Annotated in this window: 22 protein-coding genes and 1 tRNA gene; 7 read left to right on the plus strand and 16 right to left on the minus strand. The window is 63.5% G+C overall.

Annotation, left to right across the window (positions count from 1 at the left end):
- Positions 1–48 precede the first annotated feature (48 nt).
- Positions 49–1695 carry an L-glutamate gamma-semialdehyde dehydrogenase gene (gene pruA / locus AC07NT_RS17415; RefSeq protein WP_498599752.1) on the minus strand — a complete coding sequence of 549 codons (1647 nt, stop codon included), beginning with the start codon at positions 1693–1695 and terminating at the stop codon, positions 49–51.
- Positions 1696–1797: 102 nt separating this feature from the next.
- Between pruA and AC07NT_RS17420 the strand changes: the two genes are divergently transcribed.
- On the plus strand, positions 1798–2487 hold the full coding sequence (locus tag AC07NT_RS17420; protein WP_498599751.1) for a GntR family transcriptional regulator: 690 nt from the start codon (positions 1798–1800) through the stop codon (positions 2485–2487).
- A 26-nt stretch (positions 2488–2513) separates the two neighbouring features.
- Here AC07NT_RS17420 and AC07NT_RS17425 read toward each other — a convergent pair.
- Positions 2514–2589, minus strand: a tRNA-Arg gene (locus tag AC07NT_RS17425).
- A gap of 98 nt (positions 2590–2687) precedes the next feature.
- Here AC07NT_RS17425 and AC07NT_RS17430 point away from each other — a divergent pair.
- Positions 2688–3197 (plus strand): c-type cytochrome, encoded by a 510-nt coding sequence (locus AC07NT_RS17430; RefSeq protein ID WP_498599749.1) that lies wholly within the window; start codon positions 2688–2690, stop codon positions 3195–3197.
- A gap of 65 nt (positions 3198–3262) precedes the next feature.
- Here AC07NT_RS17430 and AC07NT_RS17435 read toward each other — a convergent pair whose 3' ends face one another.
- The 5 genes from AC07NT_RS17435 to AC07NT_RS17455 are packed head-to-tail and all read right to left on the minus strand — an operon-like array spanning position 3263 to position 8873.
- On the minus strand, positions 3263–4783 hold the full coding sequence (locus tag AC07NT_RS17435) for a class I adenylate-forming enzyme family protein (RefSeq protein ID WP_498599748.1): 1521 nt from the start codon (positions 4781–4783) through the stop codon (positions 3263–3265).
- A gap of 32 nt (positions 4784–4815) precedes the next feature.
- Positions 4816–6501, minus strand: coding sequence for a long-chain fatty acid--CoA ligase (locus AC07NT_RS17440; RefSeq protein WP_498599747.1), 1686 nt, complete (start codon positions 6499–6501; stop codon positions 4816–4818).
- Between the two features lie 12 nt (positions 6502–6513).
- A complete protein-coding gene (locus AC07NT_RS17445) occupies positions 6514–7287 on the minus strand; it encodes an SDR family oxidoreductase (protein ID WP_498599746.1) in 774 nt (257 codons plus the stop codon).
- Between the two features lie 52 nt (positions 7288–7339).
- Positions 7340–7894 (minus strand): DUF2946 family protein, encoded by a 555-nt coding sequence (locus AC07NT_RS17450; RefSeq protein WP_498599744.1) that lies wholly within the window; start codon positions 7892–7894, stop codon positions 7340–7342.
- Positions 7887–8873 carry a YheT family hydrolase gene (locus AC07NT_RS17455; RefSeq protein ID WP_498599743.1) on the minus strand — a complete coding sequence of 329 codons (987 nt, stop codon included), beginning with the start codon at positions 8871–8873 and terminating at the stop codon, positions 7887–7889. The genes AC07NT_RS17450 and AC07NT_RS17455 overlap by 8 nt, the downstream gene beginning before the upstream one ends.
- A gap of 92 nt (positions 8874–8965) precedes the next feature.
- On the opposite strand from AC07NT_RS17455, the gene AC07NT_RS17460 reads away from it, so the two are divergent.
- Entirely contained in the window at positions 8966–9493 is a 528-nt protein-coding gene (locus AC07NT_RS17460) for a LemA family protein (RefSeq protein WP_498599742.1), read from the plus strand.
- 78 nt (positions 9494–9571) lie between these two features.
- Here the strand turns inward: AC07NT_RS17460 and AC07NT_RS17465 are convergent, their stop codons facing one another.
- The 9 genes from AC07NT_RS17465 to AC07NT_RS17505 form a co-directional block, all read right to left on the minus strand.
- A complete protein-coding gene (locus AC07NT_RS17465; protein WP_493038246.1) occupies positions 9572–9988 on the minus strand; it encodes a F0F1 ATP synthase subunit epsilon in 417 nt (138 codons plus the stop codon).
- Between the two features lie 24 nt (positions 9989–10012).
- A complete protein-coding gene (gene atpD / locus AC07NT_RS17470) occupies positions 10013–11428 on the minus strand; it encodes a F0F1 ATP synthase subunit beta (protein WP_498599740.1) in 1416 nt (471 codons plus the stop codon).
- A gap of 55 nt (positions 11429–11483) precedes the next feature.
- Positions 11484–12362, minus strand: coding sequence for a F0F1 ATP synthase subunit gamma (gene atpG / locus AC07NT_RS17475; RefSeq protein WP_498599738.1), 879 nt, complete (start codon positions 12360–12362; stop codon positions 11484–11486).
- A gap of 30 nt (positions 12363–12392) precedes the next feature.
- Positions 12393–13946: a F0F1 ATP synthase subunit alpha gene (gene atpA / locus AC07NT_RS17480; protein ID WP_498599736.1), complete on the minus strand. Its 1554-nt coding sequence runs from the start codon at positions 13944–13946 to the stop codon at positions 12393–12395.
- A 49-nt stretch (positions 13947–13995) separates the two neighbouring features.
- Positions 13996–14526, minus strand: coding sequence for a F0F1 ATP synthase subunit delta (locus AC07NT_RS17485; RefSeq protein ID WP_498599734.1), 531 nt, complete (start codon positions 14524–14526; stop codon positions 13996–13998).
- A gap of 9 nt (positions 14527–14535) precedes the next feature.
- Entirely contained in the window at positions 14536–15006 is a 471-nt protein-coding gene (locus tag AC07NT_RS17490; protein ID WP_498599732.1) for a F0F1 ATP synthase subunit B, read from the minus strand.
- Positions 15007–15068: 62 nt separating this feature from the next.
- The gene (gene atpE / locus AC07NT_RS17495) at positions 15069–15332 is read right to left on the minus strand and encodes a F0F1 ATP synthase subunit C (protein ID WP_007830191.1); all 264 of its coding nucleotides are present in this window, start codon (positions 15330–15332) and stop codon (positions 15069–15071) included.
- Between the two features lie 61 nt (positions 15333–15393).
- Positions 15394–16251, minus strand: a complete 858-nt coding sequence (gene atpB, locus AC07NT_RS17500; protein ID WP_498599730.1) for a F0F1 ATP synthase subunit A — start codon at positions 16249–16251, stop codon at positions 15394–15396.
- Positions 16252–16255: 4 nt separating this feature from the next.
- Positions 16256–16747 carry an ATP synthase subunit I gene (locus AC07NT_RS17505; RefSeq protein ID WP_498599728.1) on the minus strand — a complete coding sequence of 164 codons (492 nt, stop codon included), beginning with the start codon at positions 16745–16747 and terminating at the stop codon, positions 16256–16258.
- A gap of 194 nt (positions 16748–16941) precedes the next feature.
- Here AC07NT_RS17505 and AC07NT_RS17510 point away from each other — a divergent pair, with 194 nt between their 5' ends.
- The 4 genes from AC07NT_RS17510 to lipA are packed head-to-tail and all read left to right on the plus strand — an operon-like array spanning position 16942 to position 19813.
- The gene (locus tag AC07NT_RS17510; RefSeq protein ID WP_498599726.1) at positions 16942–17847 is read left to right on the plus strand and encodes a D-amino acid aminotransferase; all 906 of its coding nucleotides are present in this window, start codon (positions 16942–16944) and stop codon (positions 17845–17847) included.
- A complete protein-coding gene (locus AC07NT_RS17515) occupies positions 17844–18134 on the plus strand; it encodes a YbeD family protein (protein WP_498599724.1) in 291 nt (96 codons plus the stop codon). Before AC07NT_RS17510 ends, AC07NT_RS17515 begins: the two co-directional genes overlap by 4 nt.
- Positions 18134–18817, plus strand: coding sequence for a lipoyl(octanoyl) transferase LipB (lipB, locus tag AC07NT_RS17520; protein ID WP_498599722.1), 684 nt, complete (start codon positions 18134–18136; stop codon positions 18815–18817). The genes AC07NT_RS17515 and lipB overlap by 1 nt, the downstream gene beginning before the upstream one ends.
- A 9-nt stretch (positions 18818–18826) precedes the next feature.
- Positions 18827–19813: a lipoyl synthase gene (lipA, locus tag AC07NT_RS17525; RefSeq protein WP_498599721.1), complete on the plus strand. Its 987-nt coding sequence runs from the start codon at positions 18827–18829 to the stop codon at positions 19811–19813.
- Positions 19814–19819 lie beyond the last annotated feature (6 nt).

Here is a 19819-nt window from a genome sequence, read left to right on the forward strand (position 1 = left end):
GTATCCGGTGGGGGGCATGCACCACGCCACTTTATTCTCAGTTGCGCATCAAGGCCAGCCCGCACAACCCCGCAGCTGCATATGCTCGTAGGTATAGTCCTTGGGCGGCACACGGGTCTCCTTCACGGTCCGCGGCGACACCCATCGCATCAGGTTCAGCGCTGACCCCGCCTTGTCATTGGTACCACTGCGCCGTGCACCACCGAAGGGCTGCTGCCCCACCACGGCCCCGGTCGGCTTGTCGTTGATGTAGAAGTTGCCGGCTGCAAAGCGCAGCACCTCCATAGCCTGCTGGATCACCGCGCGGTCCTGCGCAAAAACTGCACCGGTCAGCGCATAAGGGCTGGTCTGATCCACACGCTGCAGGATGTCATCCCATAGGCCATCCTCGTAGACGTGGACCGCCAAGACGGGGCCGAAGATTTCCTCGCACATCAGTGCGTGCGCCGGGTTGCTCACCTCGATCACCGTCGGCGTGACAAAGTACCCCACTTTGTCGTCGCAACGACCGCCCGCGATCACCTTGCAGGCCGGGTCGACCTGCGCCGCGTCGATATGGGCCTTGATGCGCGCATAGGCCTTCCTGTCGATGACCGCGCCCATGAAGGTCTGGAAATCGCGCACATCGTCCATGCGCACCGTCTCCAGCATCTCCAGCAACCGCGTCTTCACCCGTGGCCAGATCGAGGCGGCAATGTAGGCCCGCGAGGCTGCGCTGCATTTCTGGCCCTGGTATTCGAAGGCGCCACGCAGCAGACCTACGGCCAGTGCATCCACGTCGGCCGAGGCATGCGCGAGCACGAAGTCCTTGCCTCCTGTCTCGCCCACCAGGCGCGGGTAGGAGCGATACTTGGACAGGTTCTGCGCGGTCTGCAGCCACAGGCGGTCGAACACGGCGGTCGAACCCGTGAAGTGGATGCCCGCCAGATGCGGGCTGGCCAGCACGGCCGAGCTCACGCCCACGGGCTCGCCAGGTACAAAGTTGATCACGCCCGGCGGCAGGCCCGCCTCCTCGAGCAACTGCAGCACCAGATAGTTGCTCAGCGCCGCCGTGGCCGAGGGTTTCCACACCACCGTGTTGCCCATGAGCACGGGCGCGGTAGACAGATTGCCGCCGATGGCCGTGAAGTCGAAAGGTGTGATGGCGTAGACGAAACCCTCCAGCGGACGGTAATCGCTGCTGTTGAACACGCCCGCGGAAGACAGGGGCTGCTGCTGGCTGATCTCCTGTGCGAACTGCACGTTGAAGCGCAGGAAATCGATCAATTCGCAGGCCGAGTCGATCTCGGCCTGCTGCACGGTCTTGCTCTGGCCCAACATCGTTGCAGCATTGAGCCGCGCACGCCAGGGACCGGCCAGCAGATCGGCAGCCTTCAGGAACACTGCAGCGCGCTCTTCCAGCGTCCAGCGCGACCATTCACGCTGGGCCACCACGGCCGCGTCTATGGCCTGCTGAGCCTCCAGGCCCGTGGCCTGGTTCAACGTGCCGAGCACATGCTGGTGCTCGTGCGGGCAGACCACCGACTCGCGCTCCGCCGTATGGAGGCGCTTGCCACCGATGACCAGTGGAATATCGACGCGCTGCTCGTGCTGGCGCGCCAGTTCCTGTTCCAAACCGAGGCGTTCGACCGATCCTGGCAGGTAGGCCAGCACGGCTTCATTGCTGGCCTTGAAGGATTTCAGGGTATTTGGCATATTATTTAATCCAAATTAATATAAATTGGATCCAATTATAGATGATCGGATTCAGATGGAGAATCCTGTATCCAATCATTGGCATGAAATGCCCAGGAACACATGAGCACGACCAGCAGCCCAAAGGCTCTGCACGAGACCATCCGTACCCAGCTGCGCTACGAGATCCTCAGCGGCATCCTGCCTGTGGGCCAGCCCCTGAAGCAGGACGCCCTGGCGCAGCGCTTCAACGCCAGCCGGATCCCCGTGCGCGAAGCCCTGCGCCAGCTCGAGTCCGAGGGTCTGGTCATGCACCACCTAAACCGGGGTGCCGTGGTGGCGGGCATGAGCATGGAGCAGATCTTCGAGATGCTGGACATCCGCATCGCCCTGGAATGCCATGCGGCCAAACTGTCCGTGCCCAATATGGTGGAGCAGGACTTCCAGACCATGGAGAAAATCCTCGACGCCTATTCCAAGGCCGAGACCGTGCAGGAGTGGGCCGAATACAACCGCCGCTTCCATCTGGCGCTGGGCTCGGCCTCCAACAACAAGCGCCTGCGCCGCCTGATCGAGGAGTTCTGCCTCAACACCGACCGCTACACCCACGTGCTGATGTCCAAGGCCACGGGCAAGGAGGGCCCGCAGTCCGACCATTACCGCATCCTGGAAGCCTGCCGCCGCCGCGATGTGCAGGCCGTGGTGCAGCTGCTGGAGGAACACATCACCGAGACCAAGCGCGAACTGCTGGCCATCACCCGGGCCGGGGACGACCGGCCCACGCTGGCGCAGCCCACGCCGACAGCGGCGTGAACTGGAAGATCTGCGGGGAAGATGGTTGGTGCGGCTGGCGGGGATCGAACCCACGACCCTTGGCTTCGGAGGCCAATACTCTATCCACTGAGCTACAGCCGCATGCGGTGGAGCCTGGGATTGTAGGCGGTTTCAGCCTGGGCGGCCGTTATAATCAGCGGCTGATTTAGACCTACCCCATCAGGATTACCGAGGACACCATGAGCGAGCAGCATCACGAAGAAGATCACACCGGCCCGATCAAGACGCCCAAGCAGATGATGTGGCTGTCCATCTTCTCTTTCGTGGCGCCCGTCTTCATCATCATCGGTCTGGTGTTTTTTGTCACTTCCGACAAGAAACCCGCCGCCGGTTCCAGCAATATGGAGAAGTCGGTGAGCGAGCGCCTGCAGAAGGTCGGCACCGTCGAGATCCGTGATGCCAGTCGCCCACTCAAGAGCGGCGAAGAGGTCTTCAAGGCCCAGTGCACGGCCTGCCATTCCACCGGTGCTGCTGGCGCCCCCAAGCTCGGCGACAAGGGCGCCTGGGCTGCCCGCATCAAGACCGGCTACGACAAGCTGCTGACCTCTGCCCTCAAGGGCAAGGGCGCCATGGCCCCGCAGGGCGGCGGCGATCACTCCGACACCGAGATCGGCCGCGCCGTGGTCTACATGGCCAATGCCGGCGGCGCCAAGTTTGCCGAACCCAAGGCACCGGAAGCCGCCAAGTAAGCCGCTTTGCGCCCATGAAAAAAGCCGGTTGCTGACCGGCTTTTTTCATGGGCAGACGCCACCGCTCAACTGCGGTACAGCTCACGCAATTCGCGCTTGAGCACCTTGCCGATGGCGCTGCGCGGCAGCTCATCGATGTAGCGCAAGTCCGCCAGACGTTGGGTCTTGCCCACGCGCTCGTTGGCCCAGGACTTCAAGTCCTCGGCTGCAAGCACCTGCCCGGGTTGACGCACGACAAACGCCACAGGCGTCTCGCCCCACGATTCAGAAGGCACTCCCACCACCGCCACATCCTGCACCGCAGGGTGCTGGCGCAGTACGGACTCCAGATCACTTGGGTAGATGTTGAAGCCGCCCGAGATGATCATGTCCTTGCGACGATCGAACAGGATAAGGAAACCCTCGGCATCGAAGCGGCCGATGTCACCGGTGCGGATAAAGCGCTTGCCCTGAGGATCAAACCATTCGGCCTCACGCGTCTTCTCGGGCTGCTGGTGGTAGCCCTTCATCATGCCGGGCGAATGGCCCACCACCTCGCCCGCCTCACCAGGCGACACCTCGTCCCCGTCTTCGTCGATCAGGCGGATATCGTGCCCCAGCGCCGGCTGGCCCACGGTGTGCAGTTTGTCCGGATGCACGTGCGCCTCCAGGATGCAGGTACCGCCGCCCTCGGTCATGCCGTAGAACTCGACCAGGCCGCCGGGCCAGCGCTGAAGCACATCGGCCTTGAGCCTGGCGGAAAAGGGCGCGCTGGTGCTGAACTTGATCCTGAAACTCGACAGATCATGCTCGTCGAATTCTGGCCGCGCCATCAGCCGCTGGTACTGCACCGGCACCAGCATGGTGTGGGTCACACGCCGCTTTTGCGCCAGGGCCAGATAGGCCACAGCGTCGAACTTGCCCATCAGCAGCACCGTGCCACCATAGGCCAGCGTAGGGAAAAACACTACCAGCGTAGTGTTGGAATACAGCGGGGTGGACAGCAGGGTCACGGTGTCGGCACCGTAACCATAGGTAGCACCGCGCTGCACGTGGGCCCAGCGCATCCCGTGCGGCTGCACGATGCCCTTGGGCTGGCCCGTGGTGCCCGAGGAATAGATGATGTTGAAGGGCCACTGTGCATCGACCTCCACAAGCTGCGGCTGGGTACCGGGTGCAGCCAGCCATTGGGTCCAGGGCCATCCCGCTGTCGAGTCGTCCAGAGCGATGCGCGGCACGGTGGCGCCCTGCTTGCCCAGCGCCTCGGCCACGCTGCGGTCGGTGAAGAGCAATTTGCCCCCCGCGTCGTGCAGCATGCCGGCCAGACTTTCAGCCGTGCTGCCCGGGGCCAGCGGCGCCACCACCACCCCGGCGCGCAGGGCGCCGAGGTAGCTCACGGCATAGGCGATCGAGGTGCCAGCGCAGATGGCGATGGCCTCGCCCGGCAGCACGCCGTCACGCTGCAGGGCCGCTGCGACCCGGTCCATCAAGGCGTCAAGCGCGGCGTAGTCCAGCGCCTGCCCGTCCTGCGCGAGCGCCTGCCGCTGGGGAGCCTGCTGCGCATGCAGGCGGACCAAGCCGGCAATGGTGCCAAAAGGCTGTGCCATTGCCTGCTCAAGATCGCTGTTCAACACCGGCGTCATTTGCGCGCGAGCTCCTTTTCCTGCAATTCGCGCCACAAGATCTTGCCCGTACCCGACTTGGGCAGAGCCGCGACGAACTCGACGATGCGCGGACTCTTGTAGGCCGCCATGTGCTCATGTGCCCAATGGATGATGTCCTGCTCGTTGACCTTGCCCTGGGCCTCGTCCTTGAGGACCACCAGAGCCTTGACGGTCTCGCCGCGCTTGGTGTCCTGCGCACCGATCACGCAGGCCTCGTGGATCGCCGGATGCTTGTACATCAGTGCCTCCACCTCGGCCGGCCAGACTTTGTAACCCGAGGCATTGATCATGCGCTTGAGGCGGTCCACCATGAAAAAATAGCCATCCTGGTCCACATAGGCCAGGTCGCCCGTGCGCAGGAAACGCCGGCCATCGATCTCGATGAAGCTCTGCGCCGTGGCGTCAGGCTGACGCCAGTAGCCCTGCATGACCTGAGGAGCGTGCACCACGATCTCGCCGGTTTCGCCGGCGGCCACTTCCTGCAGGGTCACCGGGTCCAGCACGCGCGCGTCCACGTCGTAGACAGGGATGCCCAGACACTGGGGCTTGGGACGGTGTGGCGGATTGATGTGGGTAGCGGCCATGGTCTCCGACATGCCGTAGCCCTCCACGTAGTCCAGTCCCGTCAGGTCCTTGAGCTTCTTGGCGATGGCCTCGGGCATGGCCGCACCGCCGCCCCGCACGCCCTGCAGGCTCGAAAGGTCGTACTCACCCAGGCGCGGGTTGGAGAGAAAGTCCACCACCATGGTGGAGATGGCCTGCCATATGCCGATGCGATGGCGGCGGATGCACTGCGCCGCCACGTCGCGGTCCCAGCGCGAGAGCATCACGACCGTGGCACCCGCGAACAGCGGCCCGTTCATGCTGCCCGACATGCCCGTCACATGGAAGAAAGGCAACACGGACAGATAGACTGCGTCCTGCGTGCGACTGAACCATTGCACGCCTCCGACCAGGGTGCTCATGACACTGCGGTGCGTGTGCATGCAGCCCTTGGGTTGGCCCGTGGTACCCGAGGTGTAGGGCATCACGCACAGGTCGTCCGGCCCGGCCGTCAGCGGGCCCGGCCGCTGGTTCTGCTGCAGCACGTCGGTCCACAGGGTCACGCCCGCCGCACTGATGGGCTCACGCGCCGCGGCCACAAAAGGCGGTAGCGCCAGGTCGGTGGGCTCGCGCAGGTAATCACTGTAGGCTGCCACGCACAAGTGCTGCAAGCCCAGGCCTGCGGCCGCGCCGTGCAGGGGCACCATCTGCGGGTAGAGATCCTGCGCAACCAGGGCCACATGGGCACCGCTGTCGCTCACGTAGTGGCGCAGCTCCTCGGTGCGGTTCATGGGGTTGACGGGCACCACCACCGCGTTGGCGCGCAGGATGCCGTAGTAGGCTAGCACCCATTGCGGACTGTTCTGCATGTACAGCAGCACACGGTCACCCGCTTTGACGCCACAGGTCTGCTGCAACCAGCCAGCGATGCGCTCGCATTGGTCACGAAACTCGGCGTAAGTCAGCGGCGTGTCGTAATAGACGATGTAGGGCTTGTCCGGGTAACGCGTGGCCGAGACCTCCACGTTGTACCAGAGGTTGGTCCGCGGCAGGGTCAGCTGCCGAGGCAGGCCCGGGGGCCAGTGCGCAAAATGCCTGGTGTTGTGTGCCGCGTGCATGGTATCCACCCTTCAGACAACGCTGCTGCCGCCGTCAACCGCCAGGTACTGGCCTGTGATGTGGCGCGAGGCCTCGCTGGCCAGGAACACCACCGAGCCCTTGAGGTCTTCCTCGCCGCCGATGCGGTGCAGTGGCGCACGCGCGATCACCGCATCCTGCACCTGCTCCAGCAGACCCGCCGACAGCTTGGAAGGAAAGAATCCGGGGCAAAGCGCATTGACATTGATGTTGTATCGCCCCCATTCGGCCGCCAGCGCGCGCGTGAAGTTCACCAGCGCAGCCTTGGAGGTGTTGTAGGCGATGGTGTGCACACCCGGTGCCGTGCCCTTCAGGCCCGCCACGGATGATATGTTGATGATCTTGCCCTGCTGGCGCGGGATCATGCTGCGCCGGCCCACTTCGCGCGAGAGGAAGAAAGGAGCGTTGATGTTGAGGTTCATCACCTTGTGCCAGGCGGCATCGGGATAGTCTTCAGCCGGCGCGCCCCAGGTCGCACCGGCGTTGTTGACCAGGATGTCGATCTGGCCATAGTGGGCCATCACCCGCTCCACCATGGCCGGGATCTCTTCCGTCTGCTGCAGGTCGCCGTTGATGCACAGCACCTCCAGGCCCAGGGCCTCCAAGTGCAGTCGTGCGACCTCCAACTCATCGGCCTTGCGCGCCGTCAAGGCCAGTCGGCAGCCCATCTCGCCCAGCGCCTCGGCCATCTGCAGGCCCAGCCCGCGCGAACCGCCGGTGATCAGGGCCACACGTCCATCGAGCCGGAACAAATCCTTCACACTCATGCTGTCTCCTCGTCTGCGCCTGCATGCGTTTGGGGCGCCAGTGCCGAGGGAATTATGGGCTTTTGCCCTTTGCCGGCCTGTCGCGCTGTGGACTGCGCACATAACCATACCGTCCAGGCAAGCTGGCCGCAGATTCCTGCTCGGGCGACCAGTGACCGGCCTCCACCTGGTCGGCCGCGCGTGCCACATCCTGCGTATGCACCAGGCCCAGCCCCCGTTCGGTCTGCAGATAGACCCGCCCCGACTCGTCCAGCACGCAACGCTGCACGGTGACCGATTCACCGCTGTGCGCACGCACCGCCCCATCGTTCTCGATGCGCCAGATCCAGGGTGTGGCTTCGAGTTCCACGTAGACACGCTGCGGGCCATTCTGGAAGAACCAGTGACCCTGTGCATTGGCCGCATAGTTGCGCTGGATGAAATCGATCAGCTTCTCGTGCTTGAGCAGCGAACCCTTGGCTCCCGGCAAGCCGCTGTCGAAGGCGCCCGCCGCCTGGGCGCGGTCGTCACGCATGTACCAGTTGCCGCGCGCATCTAGCCCGAGCCAGCCGTAACAGTCGGGCACATTGGGCCACTTGGCCATGGCCTGGCGAACGATGTCATCCATGCGACGGCTCCTTGGGGACCGCCGCCTGCAACAACCACCTGCCCACGGCTTCGGGCATGGTGCGCACGTGGCCGGGCCAGCGTCCGTCGGGAAAACCCACGTGTCCTCCGTGCTCGGGTTGCCACAGGGTCACCCATTTCCCCACTTCACCGGGACGCGGCAGGCTGTGAGCCGGCACAAAGGGGTCGTTGCACGCATTGAGCGCTAGCGCCGGTATGCGGATGCGGTGCAGATGCGGCTTGGCCGAAGCCCTTGCCCAGTAGTCCTCGGTGCTCTTGAAGCCATGCAAGGGCGCGGTGAAGAGATTGTCGAAGGTGTAGAGGTCACGCGCACGCAGCAAGGCGTCGCGATCGAACAAGCCCGGATGCTGATGCCACTTGGCCAGAGCCTTGGGCTTCATGGTGCGCAGGAACATGCGGGTGTAGACCTGCCGGTTGAAACCCCGCCCAATGGCGTGACCACCGGCGGCCAGGTCCAGCGGCGAGCAGACACTGGCCACAGCACTGACGACCGAGCCGGCCCCCTCGCCCAGTTCACCCGCCCAGCGCATCAGGGCATTGCCGCCCAGCGAGATGCCCAGGGCCACGATGGGGCCGGCATGCCCGCTGCGCAGCTGCCGCAGGATCCAGTCAATCTCCTGCCAGTCGCCCGAGTGGTAGGCGCGCGGCGCGCGATTGAGTTCACCGCTGCAGCCACGGAAATGCGGCACGGCATAGGCCAGGCCGTTCTGTCGCGCAAAACCGGCAAAGGCCTGTGCGTACTGGCTTTGCGAAGAACCCTCCAGCCCATGGAAGAGCACCAGCAAGGTTTTCCCTGCCGAGCCCTGCAGCCAGTCGACGTCGATGAAATCGCCATCTGGCGTGTCCCAGCGCTCGCGCCGGAACTGTGGCACCTGTCCATGGACACGGCGCGCATACAGCGCCGCCCAGATGGTCTGCAAATGGCCACCAGGCAGCCAGAGGGGTGAGGTGTAGTTCATGCCTGTCAATCCGATCGCCTGATTTTCCTCCAGCGCAGCCGCCGTGGCAGTCGCCGGTGTATTCTTGCCACGCCCTTTTGATGGAGTTCCCCATGCGGCCCTGGTCATTTGCCCTGCTGCTCAGCGTCTTACTCTCTGGCTGCGGCTACCGCGACTTTCAGCAACTCGATGCCGAACGGCAGGCCGCCTGGCTCGCCTTGGCACCGCTGTACCAGCAACGCGCGGCGCTGGCAGCTAACCTGCTCACGGCGGCCCAGGCCCTTCCCGGGCTCGACGCTGCCCAGCTCTCGCGGCTGGCTGCAGCCCGTGCCCAGGCCGGGGCGCTAGCGGCCGCGCCCGTACTGCCTGACGATGCTGCGCTCCTGCAGGGCCATGCCGCCACACAGGCCGCATTGACCGCCGCCCTGGCCCCGGTCCTGCAAGCGGCCCGTCGGGCGCCGGGGCTGGCACCCATGGTGGGCCAGTTCGAGGGACTGGAGAACCGCATCACCGTGGCGCGCAACCGCTACAGCCTGGCCACCCAGCAGTACAACGCGCTGCTGAACTCTTTTCCGTCCAGCCTGACGGCCCGGGTGACAGGCCGGTCGCCAAGGCCTGTCCTACCCGGCAACCCAGTCTGAAAAACAAAGGCCCTGCGTTCACACGACAGGGCCTTTGTTTGGTGCTGGGCAGTCCCGAGGACCGCTGCAGGACTGGATTTACTTCTTCTGCAGGAACTTGCGCGCGGCGGCCATTTCGGCCACGGCGATGGCCAGCTCGGAAGTGGCGCGAGCGATATCGATTTCGCTCTTGGCGTTCTTGATCGCTTCTTCGGCAGCCAGCTTGGCTTCGTTGGCCTTCTCCTCGTCCAGGTCCTTGCCGCGCACGGCGGTATCGGACAGGACGGTGACGCAGTCGGGCTGCACCTCGAGGATGCCGCCAGCGACGAAGACGAACTCTTCCTTGCCGTCAGCCATTTCGATGCGCACCGAGCCCGGCTTGATGCGGGTGATCAGCGGGGTGTGACGCGGGTAGATACCAAGCTCGCCGGCTTCGCCGGGCAGGGCGACAAAACGCGCCTCGCCCGAGAAGATGGCATCTTCGGCACTGACCACATCGACGTGGATCGTGTTCATGGTGACTCCGGTAGGCCCGCGGGATTAGATCTTCTTGGCTTTTTCGAAGGCGTCGTCGATGGTGCCAACCATGTAGAAGGCCTGCTCGGGCAGGTGGTCGCACTCGCCGTTGACGATCATCTTGAAACCACGGATGGTCTCGGCCAGGGGCACGTACTTGCCCGGGGAACCGGTGAACACCTCGGCCACGTGGAAAGGCTGCGACAGGAAACGCTGGATCTTGCGGGCACGGGCCACGGTCAGCTTGTCTTCCGGAGCCAGTTCGTCCATGCCCAGAATCGCGATGATGTCGCGCAATTCCTTGTAGCGCTGCAGCGTGCCCTGCACGGCACGGGCCGTGTTGTAGTGGTCTTCACCGACGACGTCGGGCGACAGCTGACGGCTGGTGGAGTCCAGCGGGTCCACGGCGGGATAGATACCCAGCGAGGCGATGTCACGGCTCAGCACCACGGTGGAGTCCAGGTGGGCGAAGGTGGTGGCGGGAGACGGGTCGGTCAAGTCGTCGGCCGGCACGTACACGGCCTGGATCGAGGTAATCGAGCCGACCTTGGTCGACGTAATACGCTCTTGCAGACGGCCCATTTCCTCGGCCAGCGTCGGCTGGTAGCCCACAGCGGAAGGCATACGACCCAGCAGGGCGGACACTTCGGTACCGGCCAGGGTGTAGCGGTAGATGTTGTCCACGAAGAACAGCACGTCACGGCCTTCGTCACGGAAGGACTCGGCAATGGTCAGGCCGGTCAGGGCCACGCGCAGACGGTTGCCCGGGGGCTCATTCATCTGGCCGTAGACCATGGCCACCTTGGATTCGGCCAGGTTGTCGAGCTTCACGACGCCGGAGTCGGCCATCTCGTGATAGAAGTCGTTGCCCTCGCGGGTACGCTCGCCCACGCCGGCAAACACGGACAGACCCGAGTGCGCCTTGGCGATGTTGTTGATGAGCTCCATCATGTTCACGGTCTTGCCCACGCCGGCGCCGCCGAACAGGCCGACCTTGCCGCCCTTGGCGAAAGGGCAGACCAGGTCGATCACCTTGATGCCGGTTTCCAGCAGTTCCTGCGAGGGGCTCAGCTCGTCGTAAGCCGGGGCCTTGCGGTGGATCGACATGGTCTTCTCGGCGTTCACCGGACCACGCTCGTCGATCGGCGCGCCCAGCACGTCCATGATGCGACCCAGCGTGGCCTTGCCCACCGGCACCATGATGGGCTTCTCGGTGTTCTGCACGATCATGCCGCGGCGCAGGCCGTCGGACGAACCCAGGGCGATGGTACGCACAATGCCGTCGCCGAGCTGCTGCTGCACCTCGAGCGTCAGGGACGAGCCGTCCATTTTCAGGGCGTCATAGATGCCAGGCATCTTGTCGCGCGGGAACTCGACGTCCACCACGGCGCCAATACACTGAACAATTTTTCCCTGCACTTGCGAGTTTGCTTGAGCCATTTTTCGCTCCAAAAATTTGAATCTTTAACGTACCAAAGGTCAGGTCGAAGCTGTTTTAAACAGCAGCCGCACCCGCCACAATTTCCGACAGCTCTTTTGTAATCGCCGCCTGACGCGTCTTGTTGTAGACCAGCTTGAGTTCGCCGATCACGCTGCCTGCGTTGTCCGTGGCGGCCTTCATGGCCACCATGCGCGCCGACTGCTCCGAAGCCATGTTTTCTGCCACGGCCTGGTAAACCAGCGCCTCCACGTAGCGCAGCAGCAGTTCGTCGATGACAGCCTGGGCGTCGGGCTCGTAGATGTAGTCCCAGCCGTGCTGGGGGCCGCTGGCTTGTGCCTCGGCCTCCATCTTGGCGGCCGACAGCGGCAGCAATTGCGTGACCACCGGCTCCTGCTTCATGGTGTTGATGAACTTGGTGTAGCACAGGTACACCGAATTCAATTCGCCCCGCGCGTAGGCGTCGAGCAGCACCTTGACCGGGCCGATCAGCTTGTCCAGATGCGGCGTATCGCCGAGCTGGGTCGACTGGGAGACCACTTTGGCACCGATGCGGTTGAGAAAGCCCAGGCCCTTGTTGCCAATGGCCACAGCCTGCATGCTGACGCCTTCGGCCTGCAGCTCGCGCAGCTTGGTCGTCACGCCGCGCAGCACGTTGGTGTTGAGACCGCCGCACAGACCCTTGTCGGTGGTGACAACGATCATGCCGGCCGTCTTGGCATCGCTCACCTTCATGAACGGGTGCACATACTCCGGATTCGCCTTGCCGAGGTTGGCGGCAATGTTGCGCACCTTCTCGCTGTAGGGGCGAGCGGAGCGCATGCGCTGCTGCGCCTTGCGCATCTTGGACGCGGCCACCATTTCCATGGCCTTGGTGATCTTCTTGGTGTTCTCCACCGATTTGATCTTGCCGCGTATTTCCTTACCTGCTGCCATGCGTGGCTCCTTGCGTCGTCAGGTCGGGAATCAGGCGAAAGTCTTCTTGAACGCGGCGATCGCAGCGGTCAACTCGGCTTCGGCATCCTTGTCCATGGCCTTGGCGGCTTCCAGCTTGGCCAGCAGCGCGGCCTGCTTGTCCTTCAGGTAGCCGTGCAGACCGTGTTCGAAGGCCAACACCTTCTTGACCTCGATGTCGTCCAGGAAACCCTTGTTCACGGCGAACAGCGAAGCGGCCATCAGGCTGATGGACAGCGGGCTGTACTGGGCCTGCTTGAGCAGCTCGGTCACGCGGGCACCGCGGTCCAGCTGCTTGCGGGTGGCTTCGTCCAGGTCGGAAGCGAACTGCGCGAAAGCAGCCAGCTCACGGTACTGGGCCAAGTCGGTACGGATACCACCGGAGAGGTTCTTCACCAGCTTGGTCTGGGCGGCACCACCGACGCGCGACACCGAGATACCGGCGTTGATGGCGGGGCGGATACCGGCATTGAACAGGCTGGTTTCCAAGAAGATCTGGCCGTCGGTGATCGAGATCACGTTGGTCGGAACGAAGGCGGACACGTCACCGGCTTGGGTTTCGATGATGGGCAGTGCGGTCAGCGAACCGGTCTTGCCCTTGACGGCGCCCTTGGTGAAGGCTTCGACATAGTCGGCGTTCACGCGAGCGGCACGCTCCAGCAGACGGCTGTGCAGATAGAACACGTCGCCGGGGTAGGCTTCGCGGCCCGGCGGGCGGCGCAGCAGCAGCGAAACCTGGCGGTAGGCCACGGCCTGCTTGGACAGGTCGTCGTACACGATCAGGGCGTCCTGGCCACGGTCGCGGAAGTACTCGCCCATGGTGCAGCCCGAGTAGGCCGAAACGTACTGCATGGCAGCGGATTCGGAAGCGGTGGCAGCCACCACGATGGTGTAGGCCATGGCACCGGCTTGTTCCAGAGCACGCACCACGTTCTTGACGCTGGAGGCCTTCTGGCCAATAGCGACATAAACGCAGGTCATGTTCTGACCCTTCTGGTTGATGATGGCGTCGATGGCCACGGCAGTCTTGCCGGTCTGACGGTCACCGATGATCAGCTCGCGCTGGCCGCGACCGACCGGCACCATGGCGTCGATCGACTTCAGGCCGGACTGCATGGGCTGGTCCACGGATTGACGTGCGATCACGCCCGGGGCGACCTTCTCGATCACGTCGGTCATCTTGGCGTTGATCGGACCCTTGCCGTCGATCGGCTGGCCCAGGGCATTGACCACACGGCCGATCAGCTCGGGGCCGACCGGCACTTCCAGGATGCGGCCCGTGCACTTGACGGTGTCGCCTTCGGAGATGTGCTCGTACTCGCCCAGAATCACGGAGCCGACGGAGTCGCGCTCGAGGTTCAGGGCCAGGCCATAGGTGGGCTGGCCATCCTTGCCGGCCGGGAATTCGAGCATCTCGCCCTGCATCACGTCGGACAGGCCGTGGATGCGGCAAATGCCGTCAGTCACGGACACCACGGTACCCTGGTTGCGGATGTCGGCGCTGGCAGACAGGCCTTGGATCCGGCTCTTGATCAGTTCAGAGATTTCTGCGGGATTGAGTTGCATGACTCTTTCCTTCTTTCCTTGGGTTGGGCTGACGGTCAGGCGGGATGCCTCAGGCCGTGAGAGCCACTTTCATTTGTTCCAGACGGGCCTTGACGGAAGTGTCGAGCACCTCGTCACCGACCACCACGCGGATGCCACCGATCAGTTCGGGCTCCAGCTGCACGACGACATTCAGCTTGCGACCGAAGCGCTTTTCCAGCACGCCTTTGACATCGGCGAGTGCGGCGCCTTCGACGGGGAAGGCGCTGTACACGACGGCATCAGACGAGCCGCTCTGCGCATTTTTCAGGGCGCGGAACTGTGCGGCGATCTCGGGCAGCACACTCAGGCGGCCATTGTCGATGACAGTGCGCAGAAAGTTCTTCGCGGCATCGTTCAGGGGCGTCTTGGCCACTCCGGCGATCACGTCGAACACCTGCTGGGCCGTCGCATTGGGGTTGTCGGCAAACTGCTGCAGTTGCGGATTGCCCGCAATGGCAGCCAGCTCTTCAACCCATACAGCCGCGCCCGCCAGATCGGCGGTAGAGGCCTTGAACAGCGCTTCGGCGTAAGGACGGGCAATGGTGGCAAGTTCAGCCATGGGATCCTCTTACAGCTCAGTCTTCAAACGACCCAGCAAGTCCGCATGGACGCCGGCGTTGACTTCTTTGCGCAGGATCTGCTCGGCGCCCTTGACGGCCAGTGCGGCCACCTGCTCGCGCAGGGCCTCACGCGCCTTGACTGTCTGCTGCTCGGCCTCGGCCTTGGCGGCTGCCACGATCTTGTTGCCTTCTTCGGTCGCCCGCGCCTTGGCTTCTTCGATGATGGCTTGGGCGCGACGCTCGGCGTCGGCCAGACGGCTGGCCGTCTCGTTGCGCGTCTTGGCCAGTTCGTCTTCCACGCGCTTGTTGGCGGCGCTCAGTTCGGACTTGGCTTTGTCGGCAGCGGCAAGACCCTCAGAGATCTTCTGTGCACGCTCATCCAGCGCCTTGGCAATCGGGGGCCACACAAACTTCATCGTGAACCCGACCAGGATCAGGAACACGATCATCTGAATGATGAGGGTACCGGTAATGCTCATGTTTCATCCTTCACCCTGACGCGCCCATGCGCGCCGGGGAATGTTTTAGGTCTGGAGGATGCTTACTTCGGCAGATTGGCGATCTGGGCCAGGAAGGGGTTGGCGGTGGCGAACCACAGCGCGATACCGGTACCGATAATGAAAGCAGCGTCGATCAGACCGGCCAGCAGGAACATCTTGGTCTGCAGTTCGCCCATCAGTTCGGGCTGGCGAGCAGCGGACTCAAGGTACTTGCTGCCCATGATGCCGATACCGATACAAGCGCCGACAGCACCCAGACCAATGATCAGGCCAGCGGCCAGGGCGACAAAGCTGATAACTTCCATGATGACTCCTAGAGGACTTGGTTAAAAAGAAAAGAAAAAACGAAAGATATTGCAGCCGGACTCAGTGCGCGTCGTGCGCCTGGCCGATGTAGACCAGGGTAAGCATCATGAACACAAAGGCCTGCAGCGTGATGATCAGAATATGGAAGATCGCCCACGCGGAGCCTGCAATGATGTGACCGACCGCCAGCAGGATGCCCGTGGCCGACAGCGACCAGGCGCCACCCATCAGGGCGATCAGCATGAAGATCAGTTCGCCGGCATACATATTGCCGAACAGCCGCATGCCGTGCGAAACGGTCTTGGCCACGAACTCGATGATCTGCATCAGGAAGTTGAAGGGCCACAGCAGGGGGTGCGAACCGAAGGGGGCTGTGAACAGCTCATGGATCCAGCCGCCAGCACCCTTGATCTTGATGTTGTAGTACAGGCAGATCAGCAGCACGGCCACCGAAAGGCCCATCGTGCCGGACAGATCGGCCGTGGGCACGGAGCGCAGATAGGCATGGTGCGGATCATGGCCGGCTGCGCCATAGATCTGACCCCAGATCCAGGGCAGCAGGTCCACGGGCAGCAGGTCCATGGCGTTCATCAGGAAAATCCAGACAAACACCGTGAGGGCCAGCGGCGCTACGAACTTGCGGCTGTTGGCGTTATGAACGATGCCCTTGGCCTGAGCGTCCACCATCTCGACCAGAATTTCCACCGCAGCCTGGAAACGGCCCGGCACACCCGAGGTAGCCTTGCGCGCGGCCAGCCAGAGCAACCAGCAGCCCACCACGCCCAGCAGGACGGAGAAGACCAGGGAGTCGAAATTGAAGACAGTGAAGTCGGCTACCGCCTTGGGCGCCTGGTTCTGCAGGTGTTGCAGGTGGTGAACGATGTATTCACCTGCGGTCGGTCCGGTTTCAGCGCTCATCTGATTACTCGTCTTTTTGTTTCACGTTCCGGGGTGCGAACTTCAACGCAACCCAATACACCTTCAACGTCAGCACCAAGCCCACCAACAATGCCGGCCAGCTCAGCGCCACCACCAGCCTGGGCGCGGCAATCAGCATTGCCAGCGTCAAGGCCAACTTGACCATTTGCCACACCAGGAAGCCCATGGCCCCCGTCAACGGATTCACCGAAGACAGACGACCTGTCAGCCCCCGCGCAAACACGGCCGCCGGCAGCACCACCGCCAACGCACCATATGCAAGAGACCAGGCCACAGAAGGCAGACCAGTCAGCAGCCAAGCCAGTAAAGCCGCCACCGTCCCAACCACCGCCTGAGTCAGCACCACCCACCAGGGAGACACCGATGGATTTCGCTCTCGCAGCGCCTGCGCCTCTTGAGCGCTCAGCGGCGTGAAGTTCGACTCCGTAGCCTCGTCTTGTGCCCTACCCCGTGGTTCTGGTGCTATTTTCGACATGTCAAATCACACCCGGATCCAGACTAGGCAGCGCAACAAAGCCTTTGATTATACGTAGAAACCCGCCCTGCTCTGACCATTTCCTGACTAGAACTATAAAAAAGTGCCCCCATGTCTATCAGCCAACCAGATGGTCTGCGGCGCCGTCCGTTGCCATGCCTGAGCCCACTGCGCCGTACTGCGATAATTTCCCCATGCCGACACCCGTCCTCCCCGCCCTGCCGTGCTACCTGAATGGTGAGTACACACTGCTGCCCAACGCAAAAGTCAGCGTCATGGACCGTGGTTTCATCTTCGGCGACGGGGTCTATGAGGTGCTGCCCGTGTATGGGCGCTGCCTGTTCCGATTTGAGCAGCACATGGCCCGCCTGGACCGCAGCCTTGCTGAACTGCGCATCCCGAACCCGAATACGCACGCCCAATGGCGCGTGATCGCCGATCGTCTGGTCGCCGATTACGCGCGCAGCACCGGGGAAGACCCGGAAAAGCTGGCGCAGATGGTCTACATCCAGGTGACGCGCGGTGTGGCACTGCGAGACCACGCCATGCTGCCCGGCCTCATCCCCACAGTTTTTGTCATGACCAATGTCATGAGGCCCCCCGCTGAGGCGCAGCGCCATGAAGGCGTGACCTGCGTGACGGCCGAGGATTTCCGGTGGCAGAAAGCCCATATCAAGAGCACCAGCCTGCTGGCGGCCGTGCTGGCGCGCCAGATCAGCGTGGACGCCGATGCCGCCGAAACCATCCTGTTCCGGGACGGCTTCCTCAGCGAGGCGTCCTCCAGCAACGTCTGGATCGTCAAGGACGGCGAACTGCTGGGCCCGCCGCGTGACAACCTCGTCCTTGAAGGCATACGTTACGGCCTGTTGGAAGAGATCTGCGCCACGCACGAGATCCCCTTCAAGCTACGGCGCATTTCGCGCGCCGAAGTGCTGGCAGCGGACGAGGTCCTGTTGAGTTCGGCCACCAAAGAGGTGTTGCCCGTGACCCGCATCGACGGCCAGCCCGTGGGCCGGGGACAACCCGGCCCCGTCTACGCCCAACTTTATGCCGGCTACCAGGCCGCCAAACTGCAGGCCCGCCTGCGCCGCCCCGCATGAGCAAACCCCCACCGCCCCCTCCCTCGCGTACCGACAGCCTGATCGAGTACCCCTGCCGCTTCCCCATCAAGGTGATGGGTGCCAAGGCCGAAGGCTTCGTGCATGCCGTGACCACGGTGGCGCGCCAGTTCGACCCCGGCTTCGATGCCGCCTCCATTGAGCTACGCGAGAGCAAGGGCGGCAACTACCTGGGCGTGACCATCACCATCAACGCCACCAGCCGCGAGCAACTCGACGAGCTCTACCGCACTCTTTCCACCCACCCCATGGTCAAGGTCGTGCTCTGATGGATGTGCGCCTGCTCGGCCGGGTGGACTATGGACCGACCTATGCGGCCATGCAGGACTACACGGCCACGCGCACGGCCGATACCCCCGACGCACTGTGGGTCTGCGAGCACCCGCCCGTCTACACCCAGGGCCTTGCCGGACTGGCCAACCATGTGCTGATGCCAGGCGATATCCCCGTGGTGGCCACCAACCGTGGTGGCCAGGTCACCTACCATGGCCCTGGCCAGGTGGTGGCCTACCCCTTGGTTGATCTCAAACGCGCGGGCTATTTCGTCAAGGAATACGTCTACCGCATTGAGGAAGCCGTGATCCGCACCCTGGATCACTATGGCGTCACCGGCCACCGCGTGGCCGGCGCGCCTGGCATCTATGTGCGCCTGAACGACCCGCAAAGCCACGCCACGCTACCCCAACGGCCGCAGCAAGGTGCCGCTGCCGGCCCGCCGGATTTCACGGGCCTGGGCAAGATCGCCGCCTTGGGCATCAAGGTCAGCCGCAACTGCACATACCACGGCCTGGCGCTGAACGTGGCCATGGACCTGGAACCCTACACGCGCATCAACCCCTGCGGCTACGCAGGACTGCAAAGCGTGGACCTTTCTACAATCGGGGTATCCGCCGATTGGGCCGACGTGGCCCACGTGTTGAGCCACAAGCTCCAGACCCATCTCCAGCCCTGAAGGCAAGCCATGAACAACCCCACCACCGTGCGCGAAGCGCAAAGCGTCGAGACCTACGACCCGGCAGTCAAGCAGAAGGCTGCCGCCAAGCTCTCTCGCATCCCCGTCAAGGTGGAGGCCGGCGAAGTACTCAAGAAGCCCGACTGGATTCGCGTCAAGGCCGGCTCGCCGAGCACGCGCTTCTACGAGATCAAGGACATCCTGCGCGCCAACAAGCTGGTCACGGTCTGCGAAGAGGCCAGCTGCCCCAATATCGGCGAATGTTTCGGCAAGGGCACGGCCACCTTCATGATCATGGGCGACAAATGCACGCGTCGCTGCCCCTTCTGTGATGTCGGCCATGGCCGGCCCGATCCACTGGACGTGAACGAGCCCGAGAACCTGGCCAAGACCATCGCCGCGCTCAAGCTCAATTACGTGGTGATCACCAGCGTGGACCGTGACGACCTGCGCGACGGCGGCGCTGGCCACTTTGTGGACTGCATCCGCAAGACGCGCGAACTCTCGCCCGGCACGCAAATCGAGGTGCTGGTGCCCGACTTCCGCGGCCGTGACGACCGCGCGCTGGACATCCTCAAGGCCGCGCCGCCCGACGTGATGAACCACAACATGGAAACCGTGCCGCGCCTGTACAAGCAGGCCCGCCCCGGCAGCGACTACCAGTTCTCGCTGAACCTGCTCAAGAAGTTCAAGGCCCTGTTCCCCGATGTGCCGACCAAGAGCGGTCTGATGGTGGGCCTGGGCGAGACTGATGAGGAAATCCTCGACGTGATGCGCGATATGCGCGCCCACAACATCGAGATGCTGACCATAGGCCAGTACCTGGCTCCCTCCACATCGCACCTGCCAGTCAAGCGTTATGTCCATCCGGACACCTTCAAGATGTTCGAGGAAGAGGCCTACAAGATGGGTTTCACGCACGCCGCTGTCGGCGCCATGGTGCGATCCAGCTACCACGCCGACCAGCAGGCCCACGCCGCCAGCCTGGCACGTTGAAGCGGC

This window comes from Hylemonella sp. GW821-FHT10B10 (assembly GCF_059415585.1).

What these genes read in the sequence shown, in the direction of transcription:
- atpA (WP_498599736.1), bottom strand. Translation starts at nt 13,946, where the DNA reads ATGCAACTCAATCCCGCAGAAATCTCTGAACTGATCAAGAGCCGGATC.
- AC07NT_RS17435 (WP_498599748.1), bottom strand. Translation starts at nt 4,783, where the DNA reads ATGGCACAGCCTTTTGGCACCATTGCCGGCTTGGTCCGCCTGCATGCG.
- AC07NT_RS17450 (WP_498599744.1), bottom strand. Translation starts at nt 7,894, where the DNA reads ATGGATGACATCGTTCGCCAGGCCATGGCCAAGTGGCCCAATGTGCCC.
- AC07NT_RS17420 (WP_498599751.1), top strand. Translation starts at nt 1,798, where the DNA reads ATGAGCACGACCAGCAGCCCAAAGGCTCTGCACGAGACCATCCGTACC.
- AC07NT_RS17455 (WP_498599743.1), bottom strand. Translation starts at nt 8,873, where the DNA reads ATGAACTACACCTCACCCCTCTGGCTGCCTGGTGGCCATTTGCAGACC.
- atpD (WP_498599740.1), bottom strand. Translation starts at nt 11,428, where the DNA reads ATGGCTCAAGCAAACTCGCAAGTGCAGGGAAAAATTGTTCAGTGTATT.
- lipA (WP_498599721.1), top strand. Translation starts at nt 18,827, where the DNA reads ATGAACAACCCCACCACCGTGCGCGAAGCGCAAAGCGTCGAGACCTAC.
- lipB (WP_498599722.1), top strand. Translation starts at nt 18,134, where the DNA reads ATGGATGTGCGCCTGCTCGGCCGGGTGGACTATGGACCGACCTATGCG.
- atpG (WP_498599738.1), bottom strand. Translation starts at nt 12,362, where the DNA reads ATGGCAGCAGGTAAGGAAATACGCGGCAAGATCAAATCGGTGGAGAAC.
- atpE (WP_007830191.1), bottom strand. Translation starts at nt 15,332, where the DNA reads ATGGAAGTTATCAGCTTTGTCGCCCTGGCCGCTGGCCTGATCATTGGT.
- AC07NT_RS17510 (WP_498599726.1), top strand. Translation starts at nt 16,942, where the DNA reads ATGCCGACACCCGTCCTCCCCGCCCTGCCGTGCTACCTGAATGGTGAG.
- AC07NT_RS17465 (WP_493038246.1), bottom strand. Translation starts at nt 9,988, where the DNA reads ATGAACACGATCCACGTCGATGTGGTCAGTGCCGAAGATGCCATCTTC.
- AC07NT_RS17490 (WP_498599732.1), bottom strand. Translation starts at nt 15,006, where the DNA reads ATGAGCATTACCGGTACCCTCATCATTCAGATGATCGTGTTCCTGATC.
- AC07NT_RS17505 (WP_498599728.1), bottom strand. Translation starts at nt 16,747, where the DNA reads ATGTCGAAAATAGCACCAGAACCACGGGGTAGGGCACAAGACGAGGCT.
- AC07NT_RS17485 (WP_498599734.1), bottom strand. Translation starts at nt 14,526, where the DNA reads ATGGCTGAACTTGCCACCATTGCCCGTCCTTACGCCGAAGCGCTGTTC.
- AC07NT_RS17440 (WP_498599747.1), bottom strand. Translation starts at nt 6,501, where the DNA reads ATGCACGCGGCACACAACACCAGGCATTTTGCGCACTGGCCCCCGGGC.
- AC07NT_RS17515 (WP_498599724.1), top strand. Translation starts at nt 17,844, where the DNA reads ATGAGCAAACCCCCACCGCCCCCTCCCTCGCGTACCGACAGCCTGATC.
- AC07NT_RS17460 (WP_498599742.1), top strand. Translation starts at nt 8,966, where the DNA reads ATGCGGCCCTGGTCATTTGCCCTGCTGCTCAGCGTCTTACTCTCTGGC.
- atpB (WP_498599730.1), bottom strand. Translation starts at nt 16,251, where the DNA reads ATGAGCGCTGAAACCGGACCGACCGCAGGTGAATACATCGTTCACCAC.
- pruA (WP_498599752.1), bottom strand. Translation starts at nt 1,695, where the DNA reads ATGCCAAATACCCTGAAATCCTTCAAGGCCAGCAATGAAGCCGTGCTG.
- AC07NT_RS17445 (WP_498599746.1), bottom strand. Translation starts at nt 7,287, where the DNA reads ATGAGTGTGAAGGATTTGTTCCGGCTCGATGGACGTGTGGCCCTGATC.
- AC07NT_RS17430 (WP_498599749.1), top strand. Translation starts at nt 2,688, where the DNA reads ATGAGCGAGCAGCATCACGAAGAAGATCACACCGGCCCGATCAAGACG.